This window comes from Colwellia sp. F1 (genome assembly GCF_056238625.1).
Window position 1 is genome coordinate 1 of the sequence record NZ_JBWDLI010000012.1, and the last position, 23,472, is coordinate 23,472.

General features: G+C 38.5%; 22 protein-coding genes and 1 other RNA gene. 10 read left to right on the forward strand and 13 right to left on the reverse strand.

The window, feature by feature from the left end:
• Positions 1–434: 434 nt before the first annotated feature.
• Positions 435–911, forward strand: a complete 477-nt coding sequence (locus AC0UA9_RS12190) for an RNA recognition motif domain-containing protein (RefSeq protein WP_475660372.1) — start codon at positions 435–437, stop codon at positions 909–911.
• Between the two features lie 128 nt (positions 912–1,039).
• Here AC0UA9_RS12190 and AC0UA9_RS12195 read toward each other — a convergent pair whose 3' ends face one another.
• The gene (locus tag AC0UA9_RS12195) at positions 1,040–2,239 is read right to left on the reverse strand and encodes a DUF5610 domain-containing protein (RefSeq protein WP_475660373.1); all 1,200 of its coding nucleotides are present in this window, start codon (positions 2,237–2,239) and stop codon (positions 1,040–1,042) included.
• Positions 2,240–2,462: 223 nt separating this feature from the next.
• On the opposite strand from AC0UA9_RS12195, the gene trmA reads away from it, so the two are divergent.
• On the forward strand, positions 2,463–3,557 hold the full coding sequence (trmA, locus tag AC0UA9_RS12200; protein ID WP_475660374.1) for a tRNA (uridine(54)-C5)-methyltransferase TrmA: 1,095 nt from the start codon (positions 2,463–2,465) through the stop codon (positions 3,555–3,557).
• A gap of 40 nt (positions 3,558–3,597) precedes the next feature.
• On the opposite strand, the gene fabR is transcribed toward trmA, so the two are convergent.
• A complete protein-coding gene (fabR, locus tag AC0UA9_RS12205; RefSeq protein ID WP_475660375.1) occupies positions 3,598–4,227 on the reverse strand; it encodes an HTH-type transcriptional repressor FabR in 630 nt (209 codons plus the stop codon).
• A 202-nt stretch (positions 4,228–4,429) separates the two neighbouring features.
• Here fabR and AC0UA9_RS12210 point away from each other — a divergent pair, with 202 nt between their 5' ends.
• Complete coding sequence (locus AC0UA9_RS12210) at positions 4,430–5,548, forward strand: acyl-CoA desaturase (RefSeq protein ID WP_475660376.1); 1,119 nt, start codon at positions 4,430–4,432, stop codon at positions 5,546–5,548.
• Positions 5,549–5,677: 129 nt separating this feature from the next.
• Positions 5,678–7,126, forward strand: coding sequence for a Si-specific NAD(P)(+) transhydrogenase (sthA, locus tag AC0UA9_RS12215; protein ID WP_475660377.1), 1,449 nt, complete (start codon positions 5,678–5,680; stop codon positions 7,124–7,126).
• Positions 7,127–7,210: 84 nt separating this feature from the next.
• Here sthA and AC0UA9_RS12220 read toward each other — a convergent pair whose 3' ends face one another.
• The gene (locus AC0UA9_RS12220; protein WP_475660378.1) at positions 7,211–8,455 is read right to left on the reverse strand and encodes a malic enzyme-like NAD(P)-binding protein; all 1,245 of its coding nucleotides are present in this window, start codon (positions 8,453–8,455) and stop codon (positions 7,211–7,213) included.
• Positions 8,456–8,845: 390 nt separating this feature from the next.
• Between AC0UA9_RS12220 and AC0UA9_RS12225 the strand changes: the two genes are divergently transcribed.
• Positions 8,846–9,826, forward strand: coding sequence for a transposase (locus AC0UA9_RS12225; RefSeq protein WP_475660379.1), 981 nt, complete (start codon positions 8,846–8,848; stop codon positions 9,824–9,826).
• Positions 9,827–9,916: 90 nt separating this feature from the next.
• On the opposite strand, the gene rnpB is transcribed toward AC0UA9_RS12225, so the two are convergent.
• Positions 9,917–10,330, reverse strand: an RNA gene (rnpB, locus tag AC0UA9_RS12230) — RNase P RNA component class A.
• A 210-nt stretch (positions 10,331–10,540) separates the two neighbouring features.
• A complete protein-coding gene (gene rsmI, locus AC0UA9_RS12235) occupies positions 10,541–11,392 on the reverse strand; it encodes a 16S rRNA (cytidine(1402)-2'-O)-methyltransferase (protein WP_475660380.1) in 852 nt (283 codons plus the stop codon).
• A gap of 157 nt (positions 11,393–11,549) precedes the next feature.
• On the opposite strand from rsmI, the gene AC0UA9_RS12240 reads away from it, so the two are divergent.
• The 4 genes from AC0UA9_RS12240 (at position 11,550) to AC0UA9_RS12255 (ending at position 15,404) form a co-directional block, all read left to right on the forward strand.
• Complete coding sequence (locus tag AC0UA9_RS12240; protein ID WP_475660381.1) at positions 11,550–13,727, forward strand: penicillin-binding protein activator; 2,178 nt, start codon at positions 11,550–11,552, stop codon at positions 13,725–13,727.
• Complete coding sequence (locus AC0UA9_RS12245; RefSeq protein ID WP_475660382.1) at positions 13,714–14,088, forward strand: YraN family protein; 375 nt, start codon at positions 13,714–13,716, stop codon at positions 14,086–14,088. The genes AC0UA9_RS12240 and AC0UA9_RS12245 overlap by 14 nt, the downstream gene beginning before the upstream one ends.
• A 110-nt stretch (positions 14,089–14,198) precedes the next feature.
• On the forward strand, positions 14,199–14,789 hold the full coding sequence (locus AC0UA9_RS12250) for a phosphoheptose isomerase (RefSeq protein ID WP_475660383.1): 591 nt from the start codon (positions 14,199–14,201) through the stop codon (positions 14,787–14,789).
• Positions 14,790–14,795: 6 nt separating this feature from the next.
• Positions 14,796–15,404, forward strand: a complete 609-nt coding sequence (locus AC0UA9_RS12255) for a BON domain-containing protein (RefSeq protein ID WP_475660384.1) — start codon at positions 14,796–14,798, stop codon at positions 15,402–15,404.
• A gap of 77 nt (positions 15,405–15,481) precedes the next feature.
• Here the strand turns inward: AC0UA9_RS12255 and AC0UA9_RS12260 are convergent, their stop codons facing one another.
• The 7 genes from AC0UA9_RS12260 to rplM form a co-directional block, all read right to left on the reverse strand.
• Entirely contained in the window at positions 15,482–15,943 is a 462-nt protein-coding gene (locus AC0UA9_RS12260) for a ClpXP protease specificity-enhancing factor (protein WP_475660385.1), read from the reverse strand.
• 17 nt (positions 15,944–15,960) lie between these two features.
• The gene (gene sspA / locus AC0UA9_RS12265; protein WP_475660386.1) at positions 15,961–16,602 is read right to left on the reverse strand and encodes a stringent starvation protein SspA; all 642 of its coding nucleotides are present in this window, start codon (positions 16,600–16,602) and stop codon (positions 15,961–15,963) included.
• A gap of 125 nt (positions 16,603–16,727) precedes the next feature.
• Positions 16,728–17,492, reverse strand: a complete 765-nt coding sequence (locus AC0UA9_RS12270) for a cytochrome c1 (protein WP_475660387.1) — start codon at positions 17,490–17,492, stop codon at positions 16,728–16,730.
• On the reverse strand, positions 17,492–18,757 hold the full coding sequence (locus AC0UA9_RS12275; RefSeq protein ID WP_475660388.1) for a cytochrome b: 1,266 nt from the start codon (positions 18,755–18,757) through the stop codon (positions 17,492–17,494). The genes AC0UA9_RS12270 and AC0UA9_RS12275 overlap by 1 nt, the downstream gene beginning before the upstream one ends.
• The gene (gene petA / locus AC0UA9_RS12280; RefSeq protein ID WP_475660389.1) at positions 18,757–19,347 is read right to left on the reverse strand and encodes a ubiquinol-cytochrome c reductase iron-sulfur subunit; all 591 of its coding nucleotides are present in this window, start codon (positions 19,345–19,347) and stop codon (positions 18,757–18,759) included. Before petA ends, AC0UA9_RS12275 begins: the two co-directional genes overlap by 1 nt.
• A 432-nt stretch (positions 19,348–19,779) precedes the next feature.
• On the reverse strand, positions 19,780–20,172 hold the full coding sequence (rpsI, locus tag AC0UA9_RS12285; RefSeq protein ID WP_475660390.1) for a 30S ribosomal protein S9: 393 nt from the start codon (positions 20,170–20,172) through the stop codon (positions 19,780–19,782).
• A gap of 3 nt (positions 20,173–20,175) precedes the next feature.
• The gene (gene rplM, locus AC0UA9_RS12290; RefSeq protein ID WP_475660391.1) at positions 20,176–20,604 is read right to left on the reverse strand and encodes a 50S ribosomal protein L13; all 429 of its coding nucleotides are present in this window, start codon (positions 20,602–20,604) and stop codon (positions 20,176–20,178) included.
• A gap of 956 nt (positions 20,605–21,560) precedes the next feature.
• Between rplM and AC0UA9_RS12295 the strand changes: the two genes are divergently transcribed.
• Positions 21,561–22,007, forward strand: coding sequence for a pilin (locus AC0UA9_RS12295; protein ID WP_475660488.1), 447 nt, complete (start codon positions 21,561–21,563; stop codon positions 22,005–22,007).
• Positions 22,008–22,604: 597 nt separating this feature from the next.
• On the opposite strand, the gene AC0UA9_RS12300 is transcribed toward AC0UA9_RS12295, so the two are convergent.
• Positions 22,605–23,318 carry a transposase gene (locus tag AC0UA9_RS12300; RefSeq protein WP_475660392.1) on the reverse strand — a complete coding sequence of 238 codons (714 nt, stop codon included), beginning with the start codon at positions 23,316–23,318 and terminating at the stop codon, positions 22,605–22,607.
• Positions 23,319–23,472: the final 154 nt, after the last annotated feature.

Here is a 23,472-nt window from a genome sequence, read left to right on the forward strand (position 1 = left end):
TTTAATGTCAACGTTTATTTTCATTTTTTTAAAAGTTTATTTAAAACTTTCAAAACCTGTTAATAACACGTTAAGTTAACTTATTTACTTAAAAAGCACTAAGATAACTTATTAAAACGTCCTGTTGGTTAAGCTTTTTGGCTGAACCCCTTGGAACTGGAGCGCATTGTAGAGAGTTTTCAGAATGGTTCAAGCTTTATTTTCAAGTTTTTGTTTGTTCGCAGATAAATTGAACTAAGTGTCTGTATATCGCTCTACTCTTCGTTGTTGCTTCAGATATTCGCACTATTTTGCAGGTTTTTCATACAGACTGTTTAGCCTCAGAAGGACAAAATAGTTGCACAATGACGAAAGGTGAGTAACATATCAATGTAAATACAATTTTTACGTTGTGTTCTTATAAATAATATTAAAATAATAATTAGGTATCCATTATGAAGTCTCCGAACATTTCAACAGTAGTTATTGCTGCAATTTTAGCTTTAATTACTTTTTTTGTTTTTAGTTATTTTTCTTTCACAGCCCTAGTTGCGGCTATTTTTGTTTTTGTCTGCGCATTAATAACACCGCTAATAAGTACTTCTTCTGATAGTGCCCAACCTAGCACTTCATCTAACAGTACTAGTACTACTAGTACTGGTGAGATAAAAACATTGTACGTTGGGAATTTACCTTACCGTGCTAATGAAACAGCAGTACGAGAGTTATTTGCTAATTATGGAACGGTAGAGTCTGTTAGACTGATGAAAGATAAGCATACTGGGAAGCGAAGAGGCTTTGGTTTTGTTGAAATGTCATCTGGCGATTTAGAAAAAACGATAACGGCCTTAAATGATGTAGAGTTTCAACAACGTACATTAAAAGTGAGAGAAGCTAAAGAGCGTCCTGAAAGAGTGGAGTCAGACAAGTAACTCGATACTGACAAGCCTACTACAGAGTATAGTTCAAACTAAAAGCCCGGCATTAACCGGGTTTTTTTATTCGCGTACTTTACTAATCAACCTTTTATAATAGGATCTGAGCGCTCTTGGCCTAAATATTACGCAAACTTTTCAATAAATTGATTAAATTGAGAAAATAACTGTTGGCTTTGATCAAATTGGGCATTAAATACCGACTCAAGCATGTGATTGAAGTGGTCGCCTTCTTTAGCTAATATCTTATTGGCATTATCTTTTAACGTGTTAAATTCACTTATAAAATCAACAACAGGTTTCACCACATTTTTTAACGCCCCCTCACCACCTTCATTATATCTTGCAACTTGACTATATGCTTGACTAGCGTAACTTGTTTGACTCTGTTTTAAATCTAACGTAAACGAACTTAGTTGTGCTTTGTTATAACCAAGATCGAGCGCTTTAGTAAAAGCTTCCTCAATATTACCAGAGAAAAAGCTATTTTCTATTTTACTAATATCTGTAATCAGTGACTGTATTGCTTCCATTTCATCTTTGTCTATGTCTCCTTGCACCATATAACTAAAATTCATTTGAGATGACTGACCTTGATAACTCAATTTTGCAGCCCCCTGCTCAGAAGAATGTTTTATGGCATCACTCTCCTGGCTTTGTTTTAATGCCTTAAAGGTAATATTAACAATATCACCATCAGTGGTGGTAATTGCTAAATCACTACTCACTGATTGCGCAGTATAATTACTACTATTAATGCTCGTTGTTTGAAGTGTTGAAGAAGCTACATCGTTTGGCATATTAAACGTATTATTAGCTAATGCTTCTTGTGTTTCATCTAAACCGCTATAAATTAAATCTCTTGCTTTTTCTATACCATTACTAAGGTCTTCAGTGAGGACATTCAAGCCGGTTAATTCTTCAATTGCCTCATCAATTCCTTTATTTACGCCCTGGCGTGCTTGACCTAACATTTCTTCTAATTCAGTTGTACTTGCGCCTTTTAATTTAGCAGCACTTAAACCTAAATTAACAAATGACATCACATTTTTAGCGACTGCTTCAAAGTCAAACATAGTTGAATTGGGAGTTTCTGGCTCGGTTATTTCTTTATTAAAACCGTCAATTGATATAAATTTTAATGATATCGACTGATGCAGTGTTTTAAATACAATAGCTGATTTATTACTTAACGAAATATTATCAAGTGGTTTGTGCCCAACGGCGGCTTGTGCTTCAGTGCTGGGGCTATGTTTATTGTTATATTGAGATTGCGGTGAATTTGCCATAGGATTAAACCCAACTGGCTTATTAATATGGTTCATGATCTCTCTCTTTGTTGATTGACTATGCGCGTAATAATTATGTCTATATCGGCTGAGCTGGTGAAAACTTAAACAAAGTTTTTTTACTGTTCTAGCACTCTATACTAGACAAACTCTAATCTGCCGCTAGAATTGCGCACTTCTATGTGCAAGCTTCTTCACATGGCAAAGTGTCTTGGCTTATTTAAGTAGCCTATATTAGTAAACAACAAGGTAAACATTTATGTTTAGTCATATTCATCCCGACAACTACGAACAGCAATTAATTGAGAAAAATCAAGCAATGACTGCTTTATTATCTGATTTTTCGCTGCCCACCGCTGAAGTATTCCGATCAGAGCCTTTACATTATCGTTTACGAGCAGAGTTTAGAGTGTGGCATCAGGGCGATGATCTTTATTACATTATGTTTAACAGTGACACTAAAGAAAAGTTTCGAGTGGATGAGTTTCCTATTGCAAGTCAGTTAATCAATCAAGCAATGAAAGCTTTGCTCACCTCCATTAAAGATATACCAACACTGCGTTATAAGCTATTCCAGGTAGATTTTCTGTCAACCTTAAGTGGGGAGCTACTGATTAGTATGCTCTATCACAAACCATTAGAAGAAAACTGGGAAGAACAAGCTCAGGCACTAAAAAATATACTTTCTGCTATTGCGCCAGTAGATATAATAGGCAGAGCAAGAAAACAGAAAATCATAGTAAACAAAGACTATGTTATGGAAACACTGCAAGTTGGTCAGAAGCAATTTGTTTATCAGCAAGTTGAAAACAGTTTTACGCAACCTAATGGTGGTATAAATGAGAAAATGTTGCTATGGGCGCAACAAGCAACAAACGATACAGGCGGCGACTTAATTGAACTTTATTGCGGTAATGGCAACTTTAGTATTGCGTTAGCTCAAAACTTCACACGTGTTTTAGGCACCGAAATATCTAAAACATCGGTAAAGTCAGCACAAGTCAATATAGCGGCTAATCATATTAACAATATAGATATTGTGCGCATGTCGAGTGAAGAGTTTAGCCAAGCTATGAACGGAGAACGACAGTTTAGACGTTTACAAGGGTTTGACTTAACGGCTTATAACTACGACACCGTATTAGTGGACCCACCGCGGGCTGGGCTAGACCCAGACAGTATAGAACTTGTGCGTCGTTTTAATAAAATTATATATATTTCTTGTAACCCACATACTTTAAAAGACAATTTAGCTGACTTAACGAACACACACACCATTGTACAGTTTGCTTTATTTGATCAATTTCCTTACACCCCACATATTGAAACTGGTATTATATTAATTAGAAAGTAATATTACTAAAAAGTAATACACAGAAGTCTCTTTAAGCTATTTAGTCTTTTTTTGACATTTTTCGTCTATCGCTAAGCTCTGCCGCCCCCCGAGCAATAAATCGCAGTTGTTGGATCGTTTGGTTTGATAACTGTGCTCTTTCTGACTTATCTTCCATATCTAATGCATCAGAGCCAGCACTAAAGACAATAGTTACCGCCGCATTGGCTTGTAAATAGGCAACTTCTGAGTCTAAGTCATTCGCTTGTTGTAAATAGTCACGAAGCTCCATAGTAAAATAGCGAATTTCTCGTATTACTGCTGCTCTAAAAGCTGCTGAAGTACCCGAGCGCTCTCTTAACAATAAACGAAAAACATTCCCATTGCTTTCAATTAACTCCATAAAAGTTTCAACCGATATTTGAATAACCGACCCACCTTTAGCAATGCGTTGCCGTGCTTGGCGCATTAATTGTCTTAACGTTAAACCAGCTTCATCTACAAGTGTTAAGCCAAGCTCATTCATATCGCTAAAATGACGATAAAATGAAGTGGGCGCAAGCCCTGCTTCTTTTGCCACTTCGCGTAAACTTAAACTTGAAAAACTTCGCTCAGCACTTAACTGATTTAGAGCTGCGTCAATGAGTAATCGACGAGTTTTTTCTTTTTGCTGAGCACGAATACCACTCATGATGAGCCTCTTTTATAAAATAGTCGAAAAGGATAACTTATCCTATTGTAACAAAAGGAGTAAAAATATATTAATAATGTCGTATATATAATACCACTTGACTGGTCTAATGTTCTCGTTAAAATACTATGTTAGTGTACACGTGTACACTTAAATGAAAAATTCCGTTATATTTTTAGCCGTGCTCAGTTAGAGAGATAAAATGAAGAAACCCCCTATTGTTTGGCTTAACGTCACCCTATTTGTAATCACCTTTTTGGTGGCTATTATTGCAGTCCCTTATAGAGCCATTACCGCTGGTTTTTCCAATACAGAAATAGTATTTGCTTTAATCTGCTTCATTTATTGCGGCATGTCGATTACTGCGGGCTACCACCGTTTATGGTCACATAAAACATATCAAGCTCATTGGAGTTTACGCTTTATTTTCGCGCTAGGTGGCGCATTTGCATTACAAAATAGTATTTTACACTGGTCTTCTGATCATAGAATTCATCATAAACATGTTGATAACAATGACAAAGATCCTTATTCCGCAAAAAAAGGTTTTTGGTACTCTCATATAGGGTGGATGTGTAGAGAGTATCAAGCGCACCGTTACCATGATTATACCAACGCCCGCGACTTACAAAAAGATAATATAGTAATGTGGCAACATAAACATTACTTATTACTTGCCATTGGCATGAACGTAGGCATACCGATTGCTTTTGGTGTATGGCAGGGCAATTTGCTTATTAGTATTTTATTAGTTGGCTTTTTACGTTTAGTGTTAAGCCATCACACCACCTTTTTTATTAACTCCCTTGCGCACATTTGGGGTAAACAAACCTATACAGACAAAAATACCGCCAGAGACAATGGCTTTTTAGCCTTACTCACTTTTGGTGAAGGCTATCACAATTTTCATCACCTGTTTGAACATGATTATAGAAACGGTATTCGTTGGTGGCAGTTCGACCCAACAAAATGGCTAATTAAAAGTTGTCAGTGGTTAGGCTTAACTACTAAGTTACGCACCAGCCCCGAAGATAAAATCATAAAAATGCGCTTAGCTATGACCCTAAAACGTAGCAAAGATAAGTTAATTCACTTACCCAATCCTGAGCAGGCTTTATTACACCTACAACAAGAGTACGATTTATTGATAACAAAGCTAAATGATTACTACCAAATACGTAAAACCTTACTGGCGGCAAAACGTGAACAAGTTATAGCTGATGTTGAAAAGTCTGACTTGATGAAACAGTATAAAGAATTAAAGCGTAAATTATCACTGCAGCAAAAAAACTGGCAAATGCTAACTGAAAAACTCGCTTAATAATTAATTAAGCCATTTCTAATACAGCTAAGCAGTAAATAATGATCCATTCATTACCATTCCCTCTAAATCCTGCTAAAATTTCACAATAAATGATATTGATAGAAACAGGGTTTAGGGGAGAGTCTTTTGGCTAAAGCGAATACAAAAAAGTTAACCAGTGATAACAAAACATCGACTAAAAATAAATTTGATTATGATGTAATCATTATAGGGACAGGACCTGGTGGCGAGGGTGCTGCGATGAAACTTTCTAAAGAAAATAAAAAAGTCGCTATTATAGAACGTTACAAAGACGTTGGTGGTGGTTGCACTCATTGGGGAACAATACCCTCAAAAGCATTACGCCAAAGTGTTAGCCGTTTAACTGAATACAATGCTAGCCCCTTATTTCGTGGGCATGACAAAGCTAAGCGCTTAACCTGTGCGGAAATTTTAAGTCACGCATCCTCCGTTATCAGCAAACAAGTGCAACTTCGTAGTGGTTTTTATGAACGTAACAAAGTTGAGCTCATTACCGGCGAAGCCTCTTTTATTGATACCAACACCCTGAAAATTATAAAAAGTGATGGTTCAATAGAGACAATAACCGCTGAAAAAATGGTGATAGCAACGGGGTCTCGCCCTTATAGACCCGACGATATTAACTTTAGCCACCCACGCGTGTATGACTCTGACACTATTCTCTCACTTAAGCATGAACCAAGCTCTATTATTATTTATGGTGCTGGGGTTATAGGCTGTGAGTACGCCTCAATATTTCGCGGTTTAGGTGTAAAAGTAGATTTAATTAACACCCGTGAACGCCTGCTTTCATTCTTAGACGATGAAATATCAGACTCCTTAAGTTATCACCTCTGGAATAATGGTGTTGTAATTCGGCATGGGGAACAAATAAAACAAGTGGAAACAAGTGAACACTCAGTCGTTGTTTACTTAGAATCGGGTAAAAAAATGCGAGCCGACTGCTTATTATTTGCTAACGGACGTACTGGCAACACAGCTGATTTAAAATTAGAGAATACAGGGTTACCCGTAGATGGGCGCGGGCAGGTGAAGGTAAATAATAAATACCAAACACAGGTTGACAATATTTATGCGGTAGGTGATGTCATCGGCTACCCAAGCTTAGCCAGTGCTGCTTATGACCAAGGCAGATTAGCAGCTTCTGCAATGATAGACCATCAAAGTACCGCCATGCTCATTGCAGACATTCCAACTGGTATTTATACAATTCCAGAAATTAGCTCTGTAGGCAAAAATGAGCAAGAGCTAACCGAAGCGAAAGTACCTTATGAAGTTGGTAGAGCGCAATTTAAACACTTAGCCAGAGCACAAATTGCTAACAGCTTAGTTGGCTCTTTAAAAATACTCTTTCACCGTGACACTAAAGAAATATTGGGGATTCACTGTTTTGGTGAAAATGCAGCAGAAATTATTCACATTGGCCAAGCCATTATGCAACAAACCAATGGCGGCAATACAATAGAGTACTTTGTTAATACGACTTTTAATTACCCAACAATGGCTGAAGCTTTTCGTGTTGCAGCATTAAATGGGCTCAATAGGTTGTTTTAATAGGTAAGAATACCGTTTCAGTAAAAAAGGTATTGATAATCATCTTATCAATACCTTTTTTATTATAAAACCAACGAGATTATATTATAGAGACATATAGTTCTCTGGCATTGGTAATGCTGCAACACCAGAGTCAACTGCTGCTTGAGCAACCGCTTTCGCCACTGTTGCTAACAAACGAGAATCCATAGGCATAGGGATAATATAGTCTTTACCAAAGCTTAACTCTTTTTTACCACTTGCTGTTAAAACATCAGCAGTTACAGGCTCTTTGGCTAAAGCACGAATCGCATGAACCGCTGCAATCTTCATTTCATCATTAATAATGCGAGCGCGTACATCTAAAGCACCACGAAAAATAAATGGAAAACATAAAACATTATTAACCTGGTTTGGATAATCACTACGGCCTGTCGCAATAATAACATCTTCGCGCGCCGCTAAAGCCACTTCTGGCATTATTTCAGGATCAGGGTTTGAACAAGCAAAAATAACCGGTTTTGGTGCCATTAATTTCACTTGCTCTGGCGATAACAAATCAGGTCCTGATACACCAATAAAAACATCGGCATCTGCAATAGCATCGTCTAATGTACGCTTATCGGTATTATTGGCAAATAGTTTTTTATATTCGTTTAAGTCATCACGACGTGTGTGTATTACACCTTTTGTGTCGAGCATGTAAATTCTTTCACGCTGAGCACCACATTTAACCAATAACTCCATACAAGCAATAGCTGCAGCCCCAGCCCCCAAGCAAATAATATTGGCTTGACTGATTTCTTTACCTTGTATATCTAAAGCATTCATCATGCCTGCTGCGGTAACAATGGCAGTGCCATGTTGGTCATCATGAAACACAGGTATTTTACAGCGCTCAATTAAAGCTTTCTCTATAGCAAAACACTCTGGTGCTTTAATATCTTCAAGGTTAATACCACCAAAACTGTCTGCAATATTCGCCACGGTATTAACAAAATCTTCAACGGTTTTATTTTTTACTTCAATATCATAGGAATCTATATTTGCAAAACGCTTGAATAATAATGACTTACCTTCCATAACCGGTTTTGCTGCCATAGGGCCTAAATTACCTAAACCTAAAATAGCCGTACCATTAGTAATAACGGCTACTGTATTTCCTTTGGCTGTATATTTATAAACATTATCAGGATTTTCTGCTATTTCTCTTACTGGCTCAGCAACACCTGGGCTATACGCCAGTGATAAATCGGCACTTGTTTCTGCTGGGGTTGTTAACGCTACGCTAATTTTCCCTGGGGTTGGCAGTGCGTGATAATCAAGTGCTTGTTGACGAAAATCTGTCATTTTTTATTTTTCCTAGTGCGTTATATGGCTAGTTCGCCAATTGTTTTAAAATCATGATTCTTATTGTTATTTACAGGCTTTATAGTGTATTGCATTGACTGTTATTAGATCAAGGCTCTTTAATACCAAATTGTTATACCAAATTAATTAATAGCAAGTGGGTTAAACTGCATTAAACATAAGCTTTTTTAAACAAAAGATCTCATTACTTACCTAAATGATGAGTATTAGAACGAAATATTAATATAATATTATTGAGCCAGGCATGTTAGGTTGGTGAAAAGTTAGACATAATGTTATTGAGCCACCCATGTTAGATTGGTGAAAAATTAGGCATAACCTACATTGTCAACTACACTTCATTTACCCTCATTAAATTTGGTCATAATTATGCCTAAGCCGCGTTCACAACAAATTAGTTTAGTAGATACCCCGTATTATCATATTTGTAGCCGTACGGTTCGCAAGGCTTTTTTATGCGGGGTAGATAAAGAAACAGGTATAAGCTATGAACATAGACGTGCATGGATTGAAAAACGATTATTTAAATTAGCGCAAGTATTTGCCATTAATATTTGCGCCCATGCCGTAATGCACAATCACCTACACCTTGTGTTGCACGTTGACCATAAGCAAGTAAAAAACTGGACAACTGGCGAGGTATTACAGCGCTGGCACCAGCTATTCAAGGGTACATTGTTAACCCAACAATATTCGAATAAACAACCGCTCGATCAATTTCAACTTGCAATGGTGGAGAGCTCAGCAAATATATATAAGCAGCGTTTAATGGATATTAGCTGGTTTATGCGCTCATTGAATGAGCCAATAGCCAGACGAGCGAACCGTGAAGATCAGTGCAAAGGCCACTTTTGGGAAGGACGCTTTAAATCGCAAGCCTTACTTGATGAAGGTGCGCTACTGTCGTGCATGACATATGTTGACTTAAACCCCATACGCGCAGGCATTTCGCCCACCCCCGAGCAGTCAAACTTTACCAGTATTCAGTTGCGGATCAAAGCGGCAATACGTGGCAAGCAACCTACCAATCTTTTACCCTTTGCAGGCAATGAACACCACGAAAAGCCCACCGGCATTCACTTTAGCTTTCAAGATTACTTAACTTTAATTGATGAAACAGGACGTATATTGCATGAAGGTAAACGTGGTACGATTAACAATAAAGCCGCTAGTATTTTAAAAAGGCTTCATATCAATGATAAAAGCTGGTTAAAATTAACCACAGAGTTTGAACGCATCTTCACTGGCGCAGTAGGTACTGCTGAACATTTAAGTGAATTTAGTCAACATGTTGGATTGCAGCGCACACATGGCTTAGCGAATGCTCATGCCTGCCTAAATAGTGCATAAATACAGCTTAAAACATAAATGAACTGAAGTAGTAATGATTTACAAAGGTTAACCGCTTGAATTACATTTATAAATCAAGCGGTCACTAAAATTGTGAGCTAACATCATAAGCCGGGTTTTGTATCTTCCAAAGGAAGTGACAATCATTCGTCTAGGCCTTAAATCGCTCTAAGGCTCAAGCAACCTACCCGGTTTCCACGCGAGCCACGCTTATATTATTTAAACTGATGTCAAATAATCATGAAACCCTATTTGGTCTTGCTCCAGGTGGAGTTTACCCTGCAATTACTGTTACCAGCAACCCGGTGCGCTCTTACCGCACCCTTTCAGCCTTACCTGTTCTTTTGCTTAAAAAATTAAGAAAGTCATCGGCGGTCTTCTCTCTGCTGCACTTGTCGTCGGCTTGCGCCGCCCAGGTGTTACCTGGCACCCTGCTCATCGGAGCCCGGACTTTCCTCCCCTTGCTAAATAAATTCAGCAAGCAGCGATTGTCTAGTCAACTCGACCTGCATTCTACCTGTTCACTTTATAATGAGCAAGAAAGGTTATTATAAAACGAAAAATATTATTGAGCCACCCATGCTAGATTGGTGAAAACGGCTTAATCTGCCAGCCATGTTAAATAAAGAGGGGTAATATGGCTGGCAAATTTAAAAAGTAAAAGCCAACTTAACGGTTATTATGGCTGGCTTATTAAAAAGGGTATTTAGAGCATTACACTTTAAGGCTTAGCGCAAGGTCATAGAGGGCGTTCTTTTTTACTCCATAAATTTGAGCAACAATAGCGCACGCTTTTTTGGGTTTCATTTCAACAAGTAGTAATTTTAATGTGTTAATTACTTCTGCAGAGATTTCATCTGGGCAAGCTTTATAACCTTCAATAATTAATACCATCTCACCTTTAAGCTGATTAGCGTCTTGTTCAAGCCAGGCGAGTAGGTTGTCAGCGGTGTCAGAATGCACTGTTTCGAAGGTTTTTGTTAACTCACGGGCAATAACCACGTATCGTTCTCCGCCTAAGGTAGCAACTATGTCTTTTATTGTATCAATGGCACGTCTAGGGGCGTCATAAAAAACCATGGTTCTCGGCTCGTTAATTAACGCTAATAAGGTACTTTGTCGTGCGCCTGATTTGGAAGGTAAAAAACCTTCAAAAGAAAACCTGTCGGTTGGTAAGCCCGCAACACTTAAAGCGGCAATCGCAGCACAAGCGCCTGGTATTGGTGACACTGTTAATCCCAAACTACGACAATGCCTAACTAAATGAAAGCCCGGATCACTAATTAACGGGGTCCCCGCATCAGACACCAGAGCAATACTTTTACCTTCTTGCAATAACTGCGCTATATACTCTTGACGTTGGCGTTCGTTATGATCATGCATCGACAATGTCTTATTTTTAATGGCATGGGCTGACATTAATCGTTGCGTATGACGAGTGTCTTCACAAGCAACTATGTCTACTTGAGCCAAAACCGATAAGGCTCTTGCACTTATATCGCCTAAGTTGCCTATAGGTGTAGACACTATATATAAGGTACCGGGAATTATGCTATTTTCACTCATTTCAACTTACTTCTTTAATTGATACAAATATACCCAAACCACCTCAATTGCTCTTTTGAACTGGCTTGGGTATAAAGGTAGAGTATTTAGTTGAGACTCTACGCAATGGCGTTTATTATAACCCTACACAGAGTTAAAAACGCATGGATTTCTTCACTTGAGCCAAACTAATTTTCTAATGTTTAGTCTATTAAAATCAAAGCAGGTTATTATTCCTTTTATTCTGCTGGTATTAATATTATTAATCACCGCTTGTAGCACTAAGCCTACCATAAAAGAACGTGACACCTCATTAGAAACAGTTACCAAAGCAGTAGCCGCTGGCCAAACAGCTGAAAAGAAGCTCGCTGTAGCTCAGTCTTTACTTACAAAAATGCAAAAAGATGCACAGCAACTAACAACTGAGCAACAGCAAGCACAACAAGCGACCATCAGTATGCTGTTAATTGAAGCAGCTCAACTGTATCTCCAACAAGAAAACTTTACAAAAGCATTGTGGCTTGCCAATGAAATTGCAAAAACACCGCAAGACAGCGACCAAAACACATATCAACTACTGCTAATTAAAGCACATAGTTTATTGGAGCTTAGCCTGACTGGGCAGACCTTACCCAAACCGAACTCACTCAACCATAATTTAGTCAACCCTGCCTACTTAGCGCAAGCACAAAAACAATTAGAGCTTGCTAAAAAACTAGTCAACTATACTCATAAACAGCAAAAAACGCCTAGCTTACAGCTAAATTACCATTATTATTTAATCTTAAATAAGCTATTAACCACTCAAGGTAAACACATTTCTGCTCTTGCCGCACAACTCAATGCTTTTGCGTTAACCCCCAAACCAACAAAAGAGAGTGCACAAGCTATTTGGCACAAACTAGCCGTGTTAACGCAATGGCAACTCCAACAACTTATTAACGAAAAACCGCCACTTATCAACGGGTGGGCAAAGCTACTCAATTACAGCCATAGGTTTGGTGCTAATCCAAAGCAGTTTTCTCGCTATTTAGCCTTATGGCAACAACAACACCCAACGCATCCAGCAGCACAGTTAATTGAACAACTACGCTTAGACAATTTAACGCTTCACCAGCGTGTCGAACTAGTGGAAAGTGGCCGCCAAGCTAATGTAGCAAATACAATTCATACCGTTGCAGAAGGTACGCTTGAAAACAAAATTGCTGATAAAGTGGAAGCCACTGTAGCATACAGCGCAAAGACTGGTTTTCTTAAAAAAATTGAAAATGTTGCTATTTTATTACCCCTTAGCGGTAGTCAGCAACAAGCCGGTTTAGCAGCGCAGCAAGGAATATTAGCTGCTTATCAAAACAGTACCCACAATGATACCCAGAGCAATATTTTCTTTATTGATACTAACCAAGTGAACTGGGACAACCTAGCACAGCAATTTACCGACCTTAATATCGATCACCTTATTGGCCCTTTATTAATACCTAATGTGGAAACGTTTTTAACATTAAGTACACAACATGCCTCACTGCAAGTGCCAACCCTGTTGCTTAATTTATCTTCCCAACATCAACTTGCTGCTAACCAAGTTGCTTTGTCAATGCGCCCTGAAGATGAAGCCGTGCAAGCTGCCGCCACCTTAAGCCAACGTCACTATCAAAACCCAATCATTTTAAGCCATAACGACAATGTATCAAAACGCATTGCCTTAGCATTTAGCCAGCAATGGCAAACATCAACCGGCAGCTCGGTCGACATTGTTTATTTTGACCAGGGCACAAAAATGCAAGACAGCTTAAAAGAGAACCTTGACATCAATAGCAGTCAAAACCGCATAAAACAATTAAATAGTCGTCTGAAACACAACATTAAAGCAGAGCCTAGAAACCGTCGTGATATAGACATGATTTACCTGATCGGAAGTGCGGCGCAAACACGCTTAATTAAGCCTTATATCGATGTTAACATTAGCCCTTTTGCCAGCATTATCCCCGTATACGCCAGTTCGCGCAGCCACAGTAGCTTTAATGATAAACATAGCCTAAGCAGCACCAACGATTTACAAGGGTTAACTTTTACCCAAATTCCTTGGTTACTGGCGTCACCCCAGCAAAATGAAGCACTAAACCAACTAAGTAACAGCCTATGGCCTAAACGTTCTGATAGTTTATCCAGAATATTTGCCATGGGGTTTGATAGCTACCAGCTATTAAGCAAGGTAGCGTTAATGGAGCAAGCACCTTATATTCGTCACTTTGGCCAAACAGGTGTACTTACGCTAAATGACAACAATATTCTCACTCGCAGCCTTATTTGGGGACAATACAAAAACAATAAGGTGATCCCAATTGTTATGGAATAATCCCCCTACTAGCCATAGTAAAGGACAAGTTACAGAAGCGCTCGCTAAACAGTATCTAACACAGCAAGGCTTGATATTTGTTGCTAGCAATGTTCATTGCCGACAAGGCGAAATAGACCTTATAATGCAAGATGGCCAAACTTTCGTATTTGTGGAAGTCAAGTATCGTAAAAATAATCACTTTGGCGGAGCAATTGCTGCCGTGTCGCGAACTAAACAACAAAAAATTAAACATTGTGTTGCATTTTTTCTGCATAAAGCCAATTTAAATGAATATAATACCCCATGCAGGTTTGACGTTATTGCCCTAGAAGGAGACATAAACCAGCCGAACATTACTTGGCTTAAAAATGCTTTTTAATTACATACTTTAATACAATATATCAAGTGTTTACTTGAAGTTTACCGCTTTAAATACATACCTTAACAGGCAATGTAAACAATAATACAACCTGGAGTTAGTTACCCTACATGTTAGAACAGATCCAAAACAATTTTACCGAAAGCATTCAAACCCAAATAGCCGCCACAGAAGCGATATCTAGCGCAATTGAGCAAGCAGGTTTAATGATGGTGCAGTGTTTATTAGCAGGAAATAAAATGCTCGCTTGTGGTAATGGTGGCTCGGCAGGACACGCACAGCACTTTTGTTCTCAATTACTGAATCGTTTTGAAGCCGAACGCCCTAGCTTACCGGCGATATCACTTGTCGCTGGTAGCGTGGTTATTACCTCAATAGCCAACGACGCCCAATACGATGATGTGTTTTCCAAACAGGTTCGCGCCTTCGGTAATAACAATGACATATTAATCGCTATTTCAACCAGTGGTAATTCACAAAATGTTATAAAAGCGGTAGAAAGCGCAGTGTCGCGCGATATGCCTATTATTGCGCTAACCGGGCATGACGGTGGCGCCATTGCTGGTTTATTAGGTGAAAATGACATAGAAATTCGTGTGCCCTCTTCTAGAACAGCCCGCATCAATGAGGTTCACTTAATTGTATTGCATTGTTTATGTGAAATTATTGATACCACTTTATTTCCACAATCGGAGTCTTAATTGGCCATGGCTATTACATCTGCAATCAAACAACCTAAGTTCTCTGGCTTCACTAAGCTAATAAGCCTGTTAATGATAATCGGTGTTTTGCAAGGTTGTGCCACAGCCGTTGCTGTGGTTGCTATTACCACGGGTGCAAGCATGGCGACAGATCGCCGTAGTATCGGTAACCAAATCGATGACCAAAGCATTCAGGTGGCAGCTTACAACCAAATAGCAAAAAACAAAACACTGTACAGTAATACTAATTTACACCTTACCAGTGTTAATGGGTCAGTATTAATTGTGGGACAAGCACCTACAACACACCTTAGGGATCAAGCCATTAAGATTATTCATAATATCAATGGTGTGGTCAGGGTTCATAACCAAATTCGCATCGGTAATGTTAGCTCTGTTACTACCAAAACTAATGATATTTGGCTAACGTCTAAAGTAAAAACAGCCCTGTTTGCTAGCAAAAAAATCAATGGCAAAGACATTAAAGTGCTCACTGAAAATGGTGAAGTTTTTTTAATGGGGCTTGTAACAAAGCGTGAAGCAGACGCAGCAGTGAACGTTGCCCGTAACATTAGTGGCGTTAGCAAAGTATTTAAAGCCTTTGAATACCTATAAAAAGTAAAAAATAAAAAGGGGTCAGAGTAAATTGATTTTTAGTAAAAAATCAATTTACTCTGACCCCTTTGATGTACTTACTTAATTACTTTTAAGCTCGCTTTACTTTTAGTCGATTTTTTCGGCTCTATTTTTTTATCACCAGATGAAACACTACTTAAGCTTGGTTTGGCTTTAGGCGTTGCTTTCACCTCATCTTTTGCAGTAAGTTCATCGTCGCTCGGGTGCTCTATTTGAAATGAGGTACCCGCACCATTTTCTTTTGCGTAAATAGCCACTATCGCGCCATAAGGTACTGTCATGTGTTCAAGTTTACCGCCAAAGCGCGCGCTAAACTCAATCGCAGTTTCCCCCATAGCAATACTGCCTACCGCTTGTGCGGCAATATTTAACACTATTTGGCCATCATTGACATAAGACATTGGCACCAAAACACCATAAACACTTACGTCTACTACAATGTAAGGCGTTAAATCATTGTCTGAAATCCAGTCATAAAAAGCCCCGACTAAATAGGGCTTGTTAGAGCTCATTTTCATTGGCGTCTTGGTATCCATTACGCTGGGTGTCCAAAGCGTAATTCGCGCTCTGCTTCAGTTAAGGAAGCTTGGAATGACTCACGCTCAAACAAACGTAACATATAAGTTTTAAGCTCTTTTGAACCTTGACCATCAAGCTCAATACCAAAAGCCGGTAATCGCCATAATAACGGTGCTAAGTAGCAATCAACTAAGCTATATTCTTCACTCATAAAGTAAGGCGCTTCGTTTAAAATAGGTGCAACACTGATCAAGCTCTCTTTCAATTCACCACGTGCTTTAGCCGCTGCGGCAGCATCGCCCGTTAAAATTGTGTCTGCCAAACTATACCAGTCACTTTCAATACGGTGCATCATTAAGCGGCTACGCCCACGTGACACAGGGTAAACAGGCATTAATGGGGGGTGAGGAAAACGTTCATCTAAGTATTCAATAATAATTTTAGCTTCATAAAGGGCTAACTCACGGTCAATTAATGTTGGCACTGTACCGTAAGGGTTTAAATCTAATAAATCTTCGGGTAAGTTTGCTAGGTCAACATAGTTAATATCAACGCCAACGCCTTTTTCTGCCAATACTATACGTGTTTGATGACTATACATGTCATCTGCATGCGAGAATAACGTCATTACTGAACGTTTATTTGCTGCTACGGCCATGGGGCCTCCTATTCTTTAGAAACAAAAACGCGATGACACCCCAAAAATGAGAAGTCATACGCGCTAAAAAACATATAACAATACAAGCGAGATAACATGTCGCCTAAATTGTTATTAACATATTATCAATGTACGTCTTTCCAATATTCTCTTTTAAGGAAATAAGCAAGAATAAAGAATATAAACAAGAAAATAAGGACTTTATAGCCTAGGCTTTGTCGTTCTAATTTACTTGGCTCACCAACGTATTCTAAAAAGTTAGTTAGATCACGTACCACTACATCATACTCTTCTGCCGTTAAGCTACCTCCCATTGCAGGCTCTAAATGGCTCACTTGTGCTTGAGCTTTTATACCTTTTTCTGAATCTGCTGCTATCGCTTCTTGTTCAACCACTTTAATTTGCACACCTTGCAAATCTTGCAGTACATGCGGCATACCAACATCTTTAAATAAAGTATTATTTACGCCAAATGGACGTTTTTCGTCAATATAAAAAGAGCGTAAATAAGTATATATCCAGTCTGGGCTACGTAAGCGTGCAGCTAGGGTTAAGTCAGGTGGCGCAGTACCAAACCAACGTGCCGCTTCTTTTTTAGGCATATTGTTAGTAATGTGGTCACCGGCCTTTTCACCTGTGTACATATAATTAGCAACACCGTCTGCTTCATCAATATCTAAATCAGCAAAGGTACGGTTATAACGTTGATATTCTAATTGGTGACAACCTAGGCAATAGTTAATATAAGTAGTAAAGCCATTTCTTAACGATTCTTTATCGGTTAAATCATTATTGGCTTTGTCTAAGGCCATGCTTGGTCCAGCCGCTAATGCAGACACTGATACCAGCGTTGCCAAACCAAAAGCAAATACTTTAATTAAATTTTTCATTAGTGTGAGATCCTCGTTGGTACAGGCTTACATTTCTCATTCTTAGAATACAACCAAAGTGCAACAAAGAAGCCGAAATAACCAAAGGCAGCAACAATACCAATCATGTTAGCGGTTGGTGTTGCTGGCATAGTACCTAATATGCCCAATACAATAAAACTGATTGAAAATTGAATTAAATTAAGTAAATGTAACTTAGAACGATATTTAACCGACTTCACTACACCACGGTCAAACCAAGGCAACAAGAACAACATAATAATGGCGCCAAACATGGCCAGCGTACCAAATAATGGGTCAGGCACTATACGTAATACCGTGAAGAATGGACCAAAATACCAAACAGGAACAATATGCTCAGGGGTTTTCAAGCCATTAGCTGGCTCAAAGTTTGGCGCTTCAATAAAGTATCCACCGCCTTCAGGGGCAAAAAACATTACCCAACAAAAGATAATAAGGAAACCCGCCACGCCTAAAATATCTTTTACAGAATAGTATGGGTGGAACGGTATCGCATCTACAATATCGTATTTGTCAGTATATTGTTTATGGAAGGTAAATTTACTTTGATCTTCAGGCTTAACACTGCCTTTAGGTTGCTTAACATCAGTACCTTCAGGGTTGTTTGAGCCAACTTCATGTAATGCCAAAATATGCAAAAAGACTAAAATAACCAACACAAGAGGTAGCGCAATGACATGCAAAGCAAAGAATCGGTTTAAAGTAGCTCCTGAAATAACGTAATCACCACGGATCCAAAGTGTTAAGTCATCGCCAATAATTGGAATGGTACCAAACAAGGATATAATTACTTGCGCCCCCCAATACGACATATTACCCCAAGGTAATAAATAGCCCATAAATGCTTCAGCCATTAATACCAAGAAGATCAACATCCCGAAGATCCACAGCAACTCACGCGGTTTTTGATACGAGCCATACATAAGGCCACGCATCATATGCAAATAAACCACAATAAAAAATGCTGACGCGCCCGTTGAGTGCATATAACGTAGCAACCAACCGTAGTCAACGTCACGCATAATGTATTCAACACTGGCAAATGCACCATCACCAGACGGTTCATAACTCATGGTTAACCACACGCCCGTTAAAATTTGGTTCACTAACACCAACATGGCTAACGAGCCAAAAAAGTACCAAAAGTTAAAGTTTTTAGGGGCTGGGTATTGCGCAACATGCTTGTTCCAAGCATCAGTTACTGGCAAACGCTTGTCTATCCAAGCCATAAAGTTTGTAAACATTACGCTTCTCCTTCGCTAATACCAATTAATAACGTGTTGTCATCGGTAAATGAATGCTCAGGAACCATTAAATTCAACGGTGCAGGAACCCCTTGAAATACACGGCCAGCCATATCAAACTTACTACCATGACAAGGGCAGAAGAAACCTTGGCTTACCCCTTCAACAAATTGGTCGAAGTCGCCATTATGGTGTGTAGGTGCACAGCCTAAATGAGTACAAACCCCTAAAGCAACCATATACTCTGGTTTTATAGAGCGATAGGCATTAGTGGCATATTCAGGTTGCTGAGCTTCATCTGAATTAGGATCACGTAGTTGGTCGTCGTGCTTGGCTAAGTTATTAACGGTTTCTTCTGTTCGCTTAACAACATAAACAGGTTTACCACGCCATTCTGCACGGACTAATTGACCAGGCTCTATTTTACCTACATTGACTTCTACTGGAGCACCCGCTGCTTTCGCGCGAGCACTTGGATTCCAAGAACCAATGAAAGGCACAGCCACACCGACCACACCCGCACCACCAACAACAGCAGTTGCTGCCGTTAAGAAGCGTCTGCGGCCGTTATTTACAGGCACATTGCTCATTCACACTCTCCAATTTATTATTGATTACCAAGTAATAAGTTTAAGCTTTATTACCCATACTCTATTCCAGTATGAATGAACAATATGCCTTATATTTACTTGATCAAGTTTATACCAAAGGTACATCGACAAAAATTTTTATGATCATAAAGAAATAGGTCGTTTTTTACAAGGTAAAATGCACGCAAAGTATAGCAGACATTGAATTTTTTTGATGCTTATCATTATAAAGGTAAAGAAGGGTAAAAAAATGACATAAAAAAACCGACACAAGGCCGGTTTTTTGAATTCGCAAAATAAAACGAATTGCATTTTCTAAATGTTCGGTATTTATGCAAGGCGTTTGAGTTATGAGCCCCTGAGTTTAGATTTACTAAATGACTGGGGCGAATAACGATAACAACGCAGCATAAATGCTGAGCATGACGAAAATTAACGTTTTGAGAATTGTGGCTTCTTACGTGCTTTATGTAAGCCCACTTTCTTACGTTCAACTTTACGCGCATCACGGGTAACAAAACCTGCTTGGCGTAAGCCAGAGCGTAATGTTTCGTCAAATTCCATTAACGCACGAGTAATACCGTGACGAATTGCGCCCGCTTGACCAGAAATACCACCGCCTTCTACAGAGATGTTAAAGTCAAACTTTTCTAACATTTCAACTAACTCTAATGGTTGACGAACAACCATACGCGCTGTTTCACGTCCGAAATACTCAGAAATGTCACGTTTGTTAATTGTAATTGCACCGTTACCAGCTTTCATGAACACACGAGCAGTAGAGCTCTTGCGACGACCAGTACCGTAATATTGATTATCAGCCATTGCTTAAAGCTCCAAAAGTTGTGGTTGTTGTGCAGTATGCGTGTGCTCAGCACCGGCATACACTTTTAATTTGCGGAACATTTCGCGACCCAAAGGACCTTTAGGTAACATGCCTTTCACTGCAAATTCAAGAACGCGCTCAGGGGCTTTATCAATTAGCTGTTCAAAGCTAATTTGCTTAAGGCCACCAGGGAATTCAGTATGCGAATAGTAAATTTTACCTTTCGCTTTGTTACCCGTTACTTTTACTTTTTCAGCATTAATAACAACGATGTAATCGCCTGTATCAACATGAGGAGTATATTCTGGTTTATGCTTACCGCGTAAACGGGTTGCAATTTCAGTAGCGATACGGCCTAAAGTTTTATCTTCGGCGTCCACTAAGAACCATTCGCGTTGTACGCTTGCTGGTTTAGCTACAAAAGTTTTCATTAAAAAACCCAATTTATAAAATGTTACTTAAATGACAAAACATACAGGCGTAGCTTATTGCTTTGCTTATATTGGTATTGTCGGTTAATAATAGGCTACGCCATTACCCCTTCGAGTATCGAGCCTAGCGCCTTTTTAATCACCCACATCAAAGGTATAACTATTTGAAAACCAATTAAAATTTAAGTTAATTGCCAAATAAACCAAAGAAACAGACCATTTAAAAGACAGTTTGTAACGTAGGGAGCGCGGATTATACAGAAGAATGAAAACAAAATCACCTGCCTTCTCTAATAAAAAGCAAATAAAAAGTAATTAATGTACTGTGCTATTAACCACATTTAGCAAAAGCGCTTAGCAATGCATGCTATAAAGTCACCCTATGTTAGTTTAGTTTTTGCGCTGTGGGCGCTGCTTTATGTTTTTATACCGTGCTTTGTGCCGTGCTCTGTGCATTACCAACCCGCTTATATTATATACTACTTAGATATAACAAAAACAAAGCAACAAGCGAAAAAACAACAGGTTAAGCCAGCAACGCCCCATTTACATAACCCCCACTGCTGATTAAAACAACACTTATGCGGTAAAAAGGTGCTTTATGATGCAAAACTATTAATATTTATACCTTTCATGCTTTACAAGTGAATTAACTTCGTTATATTTGAGACAGTTTTTTAATTGGCTAATTTACTTAATCAATAGTTACTATTAATTTACGTAATTTTCTCATTAAAAAGCGAAACGAGAATTATTTATTAAATTTCTAGCTTTTTCACCTCTGCTTTGTTAAAAAATGCAAGTTGACTTGTTAACTGAAAGTTAATAATTAATTAAATACCGATAAAAACGAAATAAGCTGCAACAATATTTTACATTTATAAAAAATTGTCGCATATTGACTGCAGTCCCCGAAAATAAATAATGGAATAAACAATATGAAAAACTTAACAACAATGACAAAAAAAGCACAAAAAGGTTTTACGCTAATTGAATTAATGATCGTGGTAGCGATTATCGGTATTTTAGCCGCGGTGGCATTGCCGGCTTATAAAACTTATTCGGATAGAGCAGCATTTGCTGAAGTGGTTTTAGCCGCAACACCAGCTAAAACAGCTATTGACTTATGTGTTCAAACTAGAACAGCTACTACACATAACTGTGGTGCTATTGATGATGGAACAGATGGGAGTACAGCTAATACAAATGGTTGGTCGGATGCTGATCTAGTTAAACATGTAGTAATTAGTGGCACTGCAACGGCTCCTGTTGTCACTGTAACCTCTACAATGCAAAATGATGCAGCTACTGATTTGACTTTCTCATTGACGGGTGCAACAACAACTAATGGCAGTGTAACTTGGACTCGTGGTGGAAACTGCTTAGATGCTGGTCTTTGTTAATCAAATGATCAGATCAAAAAGATAAGATCAAAAAGATAAGATCAAAGGGGTCAGAGTAAGTTGATTTCTTAAATATCAAAACATCTTACCACCTCTATTTGACCTAATTCTAAAGCTCCTTCGGGAGCTTTTTTGTTGCTGGGGAAGGATCAAGAAAAATCAAAGGGGGATTAAAGGGGTCAGGATCAAAGGGGTCAGAGTGAATTGATTTATCTATTTATCCTGATAAGTGTTATTGTTATGTCGATTTTCTACTTAAATATTTCGCCGACTTTCTATCGCCTCCTTTTGGTTTTGGCGATAACTTGCGCCCAACCTTTGCTTCCATTTGCTGCTTGAAATCAAAGGGGTCATGAAATCAAAGGGGTCAGAGTAAGTTGATTTCTTAAATATCTTACCACCTCTATTTTACCTCATAATAAAGCTCCTTCGGGAGCTTTTTTGTTGCTGCATAATCAAAGGGATCAAAGGGGTCAGAGTGAATTGATTTATCTATTTATCCTGATAAGAATCAAAGGGGTCAGATCAAATAGATCAAGAATAATCAAAGGGGTCAGAGTGAATTGATTTATCTATTTATCCTGATAAGTGTTATTCTTATGTCGATTTTCTACTTAAATATTTCGCAGATTTTCTATCGCCTCCTTTTGGTTTTGGCGATAACTTGTGCCCAACCTTTGCTTCCATTTGCTGCTTGAAACCATTACAGCCTAATAGATAACACTTATTAACAGCCTCTCTTATTTCGTTTATTGTTTTTTCATTTAAATATTGTTCACATAACCGCCGATAAGCCTCTTGTCGCAGTTCAGGTGACGTGCCAAGGTTTATATAACACTGATGCTCTGTTAATAGTTTAATTTGTTTGCCAAGTGCATTATGGTGGTAACTTGACCAAGAATATTGTTCCGGCTTTTTTACCATTGCAGCACGCACAGGGTTAAACTCTATATAACGAGTTACAGTTAAAAAATAATTTTCACTATCTACCAAGCAAGACTTAAAACGCCCTTCCCATAGCGTTCCTGAACGCTTATAACTTTGATTAAAATACCTAACATAATAACGACCAAGTGACTGCATCATTAAACTAACACCATTCGGAATTCTTGGCGTTGCAAGTAAATGAACATGGTTTGTCATTAAAACAAAGGCATGAATATCCACTTTATACTTATTACTGTATTCAAGCAATTTTGTAAGGTAAACCTGATAGTCCTGCTCATAATAAAAACAAGCCTGTCTGTTATTGCCACGCTGGATGACATGTTGGGGGATATTATTTAAATTTAAACGAGGTAAACGCGGCATTTTTTATCCTTAAAAAATACAAACTGTTAGACAAGCTTAGCTTATAATTAACTTGCTTGCCTGAATTACGCTTAATCAATTTACTCTGACCCCATTGATTATGAGTAATTATTTTGCCATTTCCTTTCTAATTGCGTTACACTAAAATTTAACA

What these genes read in the sequence shown, in the direction of transcription:
- sspA (WP_475660386.1), bottom strand. Translation starts at nt 16,602, where the DNA reads ATGGCCGTAGCAGCAAATAAACGTTCAGTAATGACGTTATTCTCGCAT.
- rsmI (WP_475660380.1), bottom strand. Translation starts at nt 11,392, where the DNA reads ATGAGTGAAAATAGCATAATTCCCGGTACCTTATATATAGTGTCTACA.
- AC0UA9_RS12260 (WP_475660385.1), bottom strand. Translation starts at nt 15,943, where the DNA reads ATGAAAATGAGCTCTAACAAGCCCTATTTAGTCGGGGCTTTTTATGAC.
- AC0UA9_RS12300 (WP_475660392.1), bottom strand. Translation starts at nt 23,318, where the DNA reads ATGCCGCGTTTACCTCGTTTAAATTTAAATAATATCCCCCAACATGTC.
- AC0UA9_RS12195 (WP_475660373.1), bottom strand. Translation starts at nt 2,239, where the DNA reads ATGAACCATATTAATAAGCCAGTTGGGTTTAATCCTATGGCAAATTCA.
- fabR (WP_475660375.1), bottom strand. Translation starts at nt 4,227, where the DNA reads ATGAGTGGTATTCGTGCTCAGCAAAAAGAAAAAACTCGTCGATTACTC.
- AC0UA9_RS12250 (WP_475660383.1), top strand. Translation starts at nt 14,199, where the DNA reads ATGTTAGAACAGATCCAAAACAATTTTACCGAAAGCATTCAAACCCAA.
- rplM (WP_475660391.1), bottom strand. Translation starts at nt 20,604, where the DNA reads ATGAAAACTTTTGTAGCTAAACCAGCAAGCGTACAACGCGAATGGTTC.
- AC0UA9_RS12190 (WP_475660372.1), top strand. Translation starts at nt 435, where the DNA reads ATGAAGTCTCCGAACATTTCAACAGTAGTTATTGCTGCAATTTTAGCT.
- AC0UA9_RS12225 (WP_475660379.1), top strand. Translation starts at nt 8,846, where the DNA reads ATGCCTAAGCCGCGTTCACAACAAATTAGTTTAGTAGATACCCCGTAT.
- AC0UA9_RS12255 (WP_475660384.1), top strand. Translation starts at nt 14,796, where the DNA reads ATGGCTATTACATCTGCAATCAAACAACCTAAGTTCTCTGGCTTCACT.
- AC0UA9_RS12275 (WP_475660388.1), bottom strand. Translation starts at nt 18,757, where the DNA reads ATGTTTACAAACTTTATGGCTTGGATAGACAAGCGTTTGCCAGTAACT.
- rpsI (WP_475660390.1), bottom strand. Translation starts at nt 20,172, where the DNA reads ATGGCTGATAATCAATATTACGGTACTGGTCGTCGCAAGAGCTCTACT.
- AC0UA9_RS12220 (WP_475660378.1), bottom strand. Translation starts at nt 8,455, where the DNA reads ATGACAGATTTTCGTCAACAAGCACTTGATTATCACGCACTGCCAACC.
- petA (WP_475660389.1), bottom strand. Translation starts at nt 19,347, where the DNA reads ATGAGCAATGTGCCTGTAAATAACGGCCGCAGACGCTTCTTAACGGCA.
- AC0UA9_RS12210 (WP_475660376.1), top strand. Translation starts at nt 4,430, where the DNA reads ATGAAGAAACCCCCTATTGTTTGGCTTAACGTCACCCTATTTGTAATC.
- AC0UA9_RS12295 (WP_475660488.1), top strand. Translation starts at nt 21,561, where the DNA reads ATGACAAAAAAAGCACAAAAAGGTTTTACGCTAATTGAATTAATGATC.
- trmA (WP_475660374.1), top strand. Translation starts at nt 2,463, where the DNA reads ATGTTTAGTCATATTCATCCCGACAACTACGAACAGCAATTAATTGAG.
- AC0UA9_RS12270 (WP_475660387.1), bottom strand. Translation starts at nt 17,492, where the DNA reads ATGAAAAATTTAATTAAAGTATTTGCTTTTGGTTTGGCAACGCTGGTA.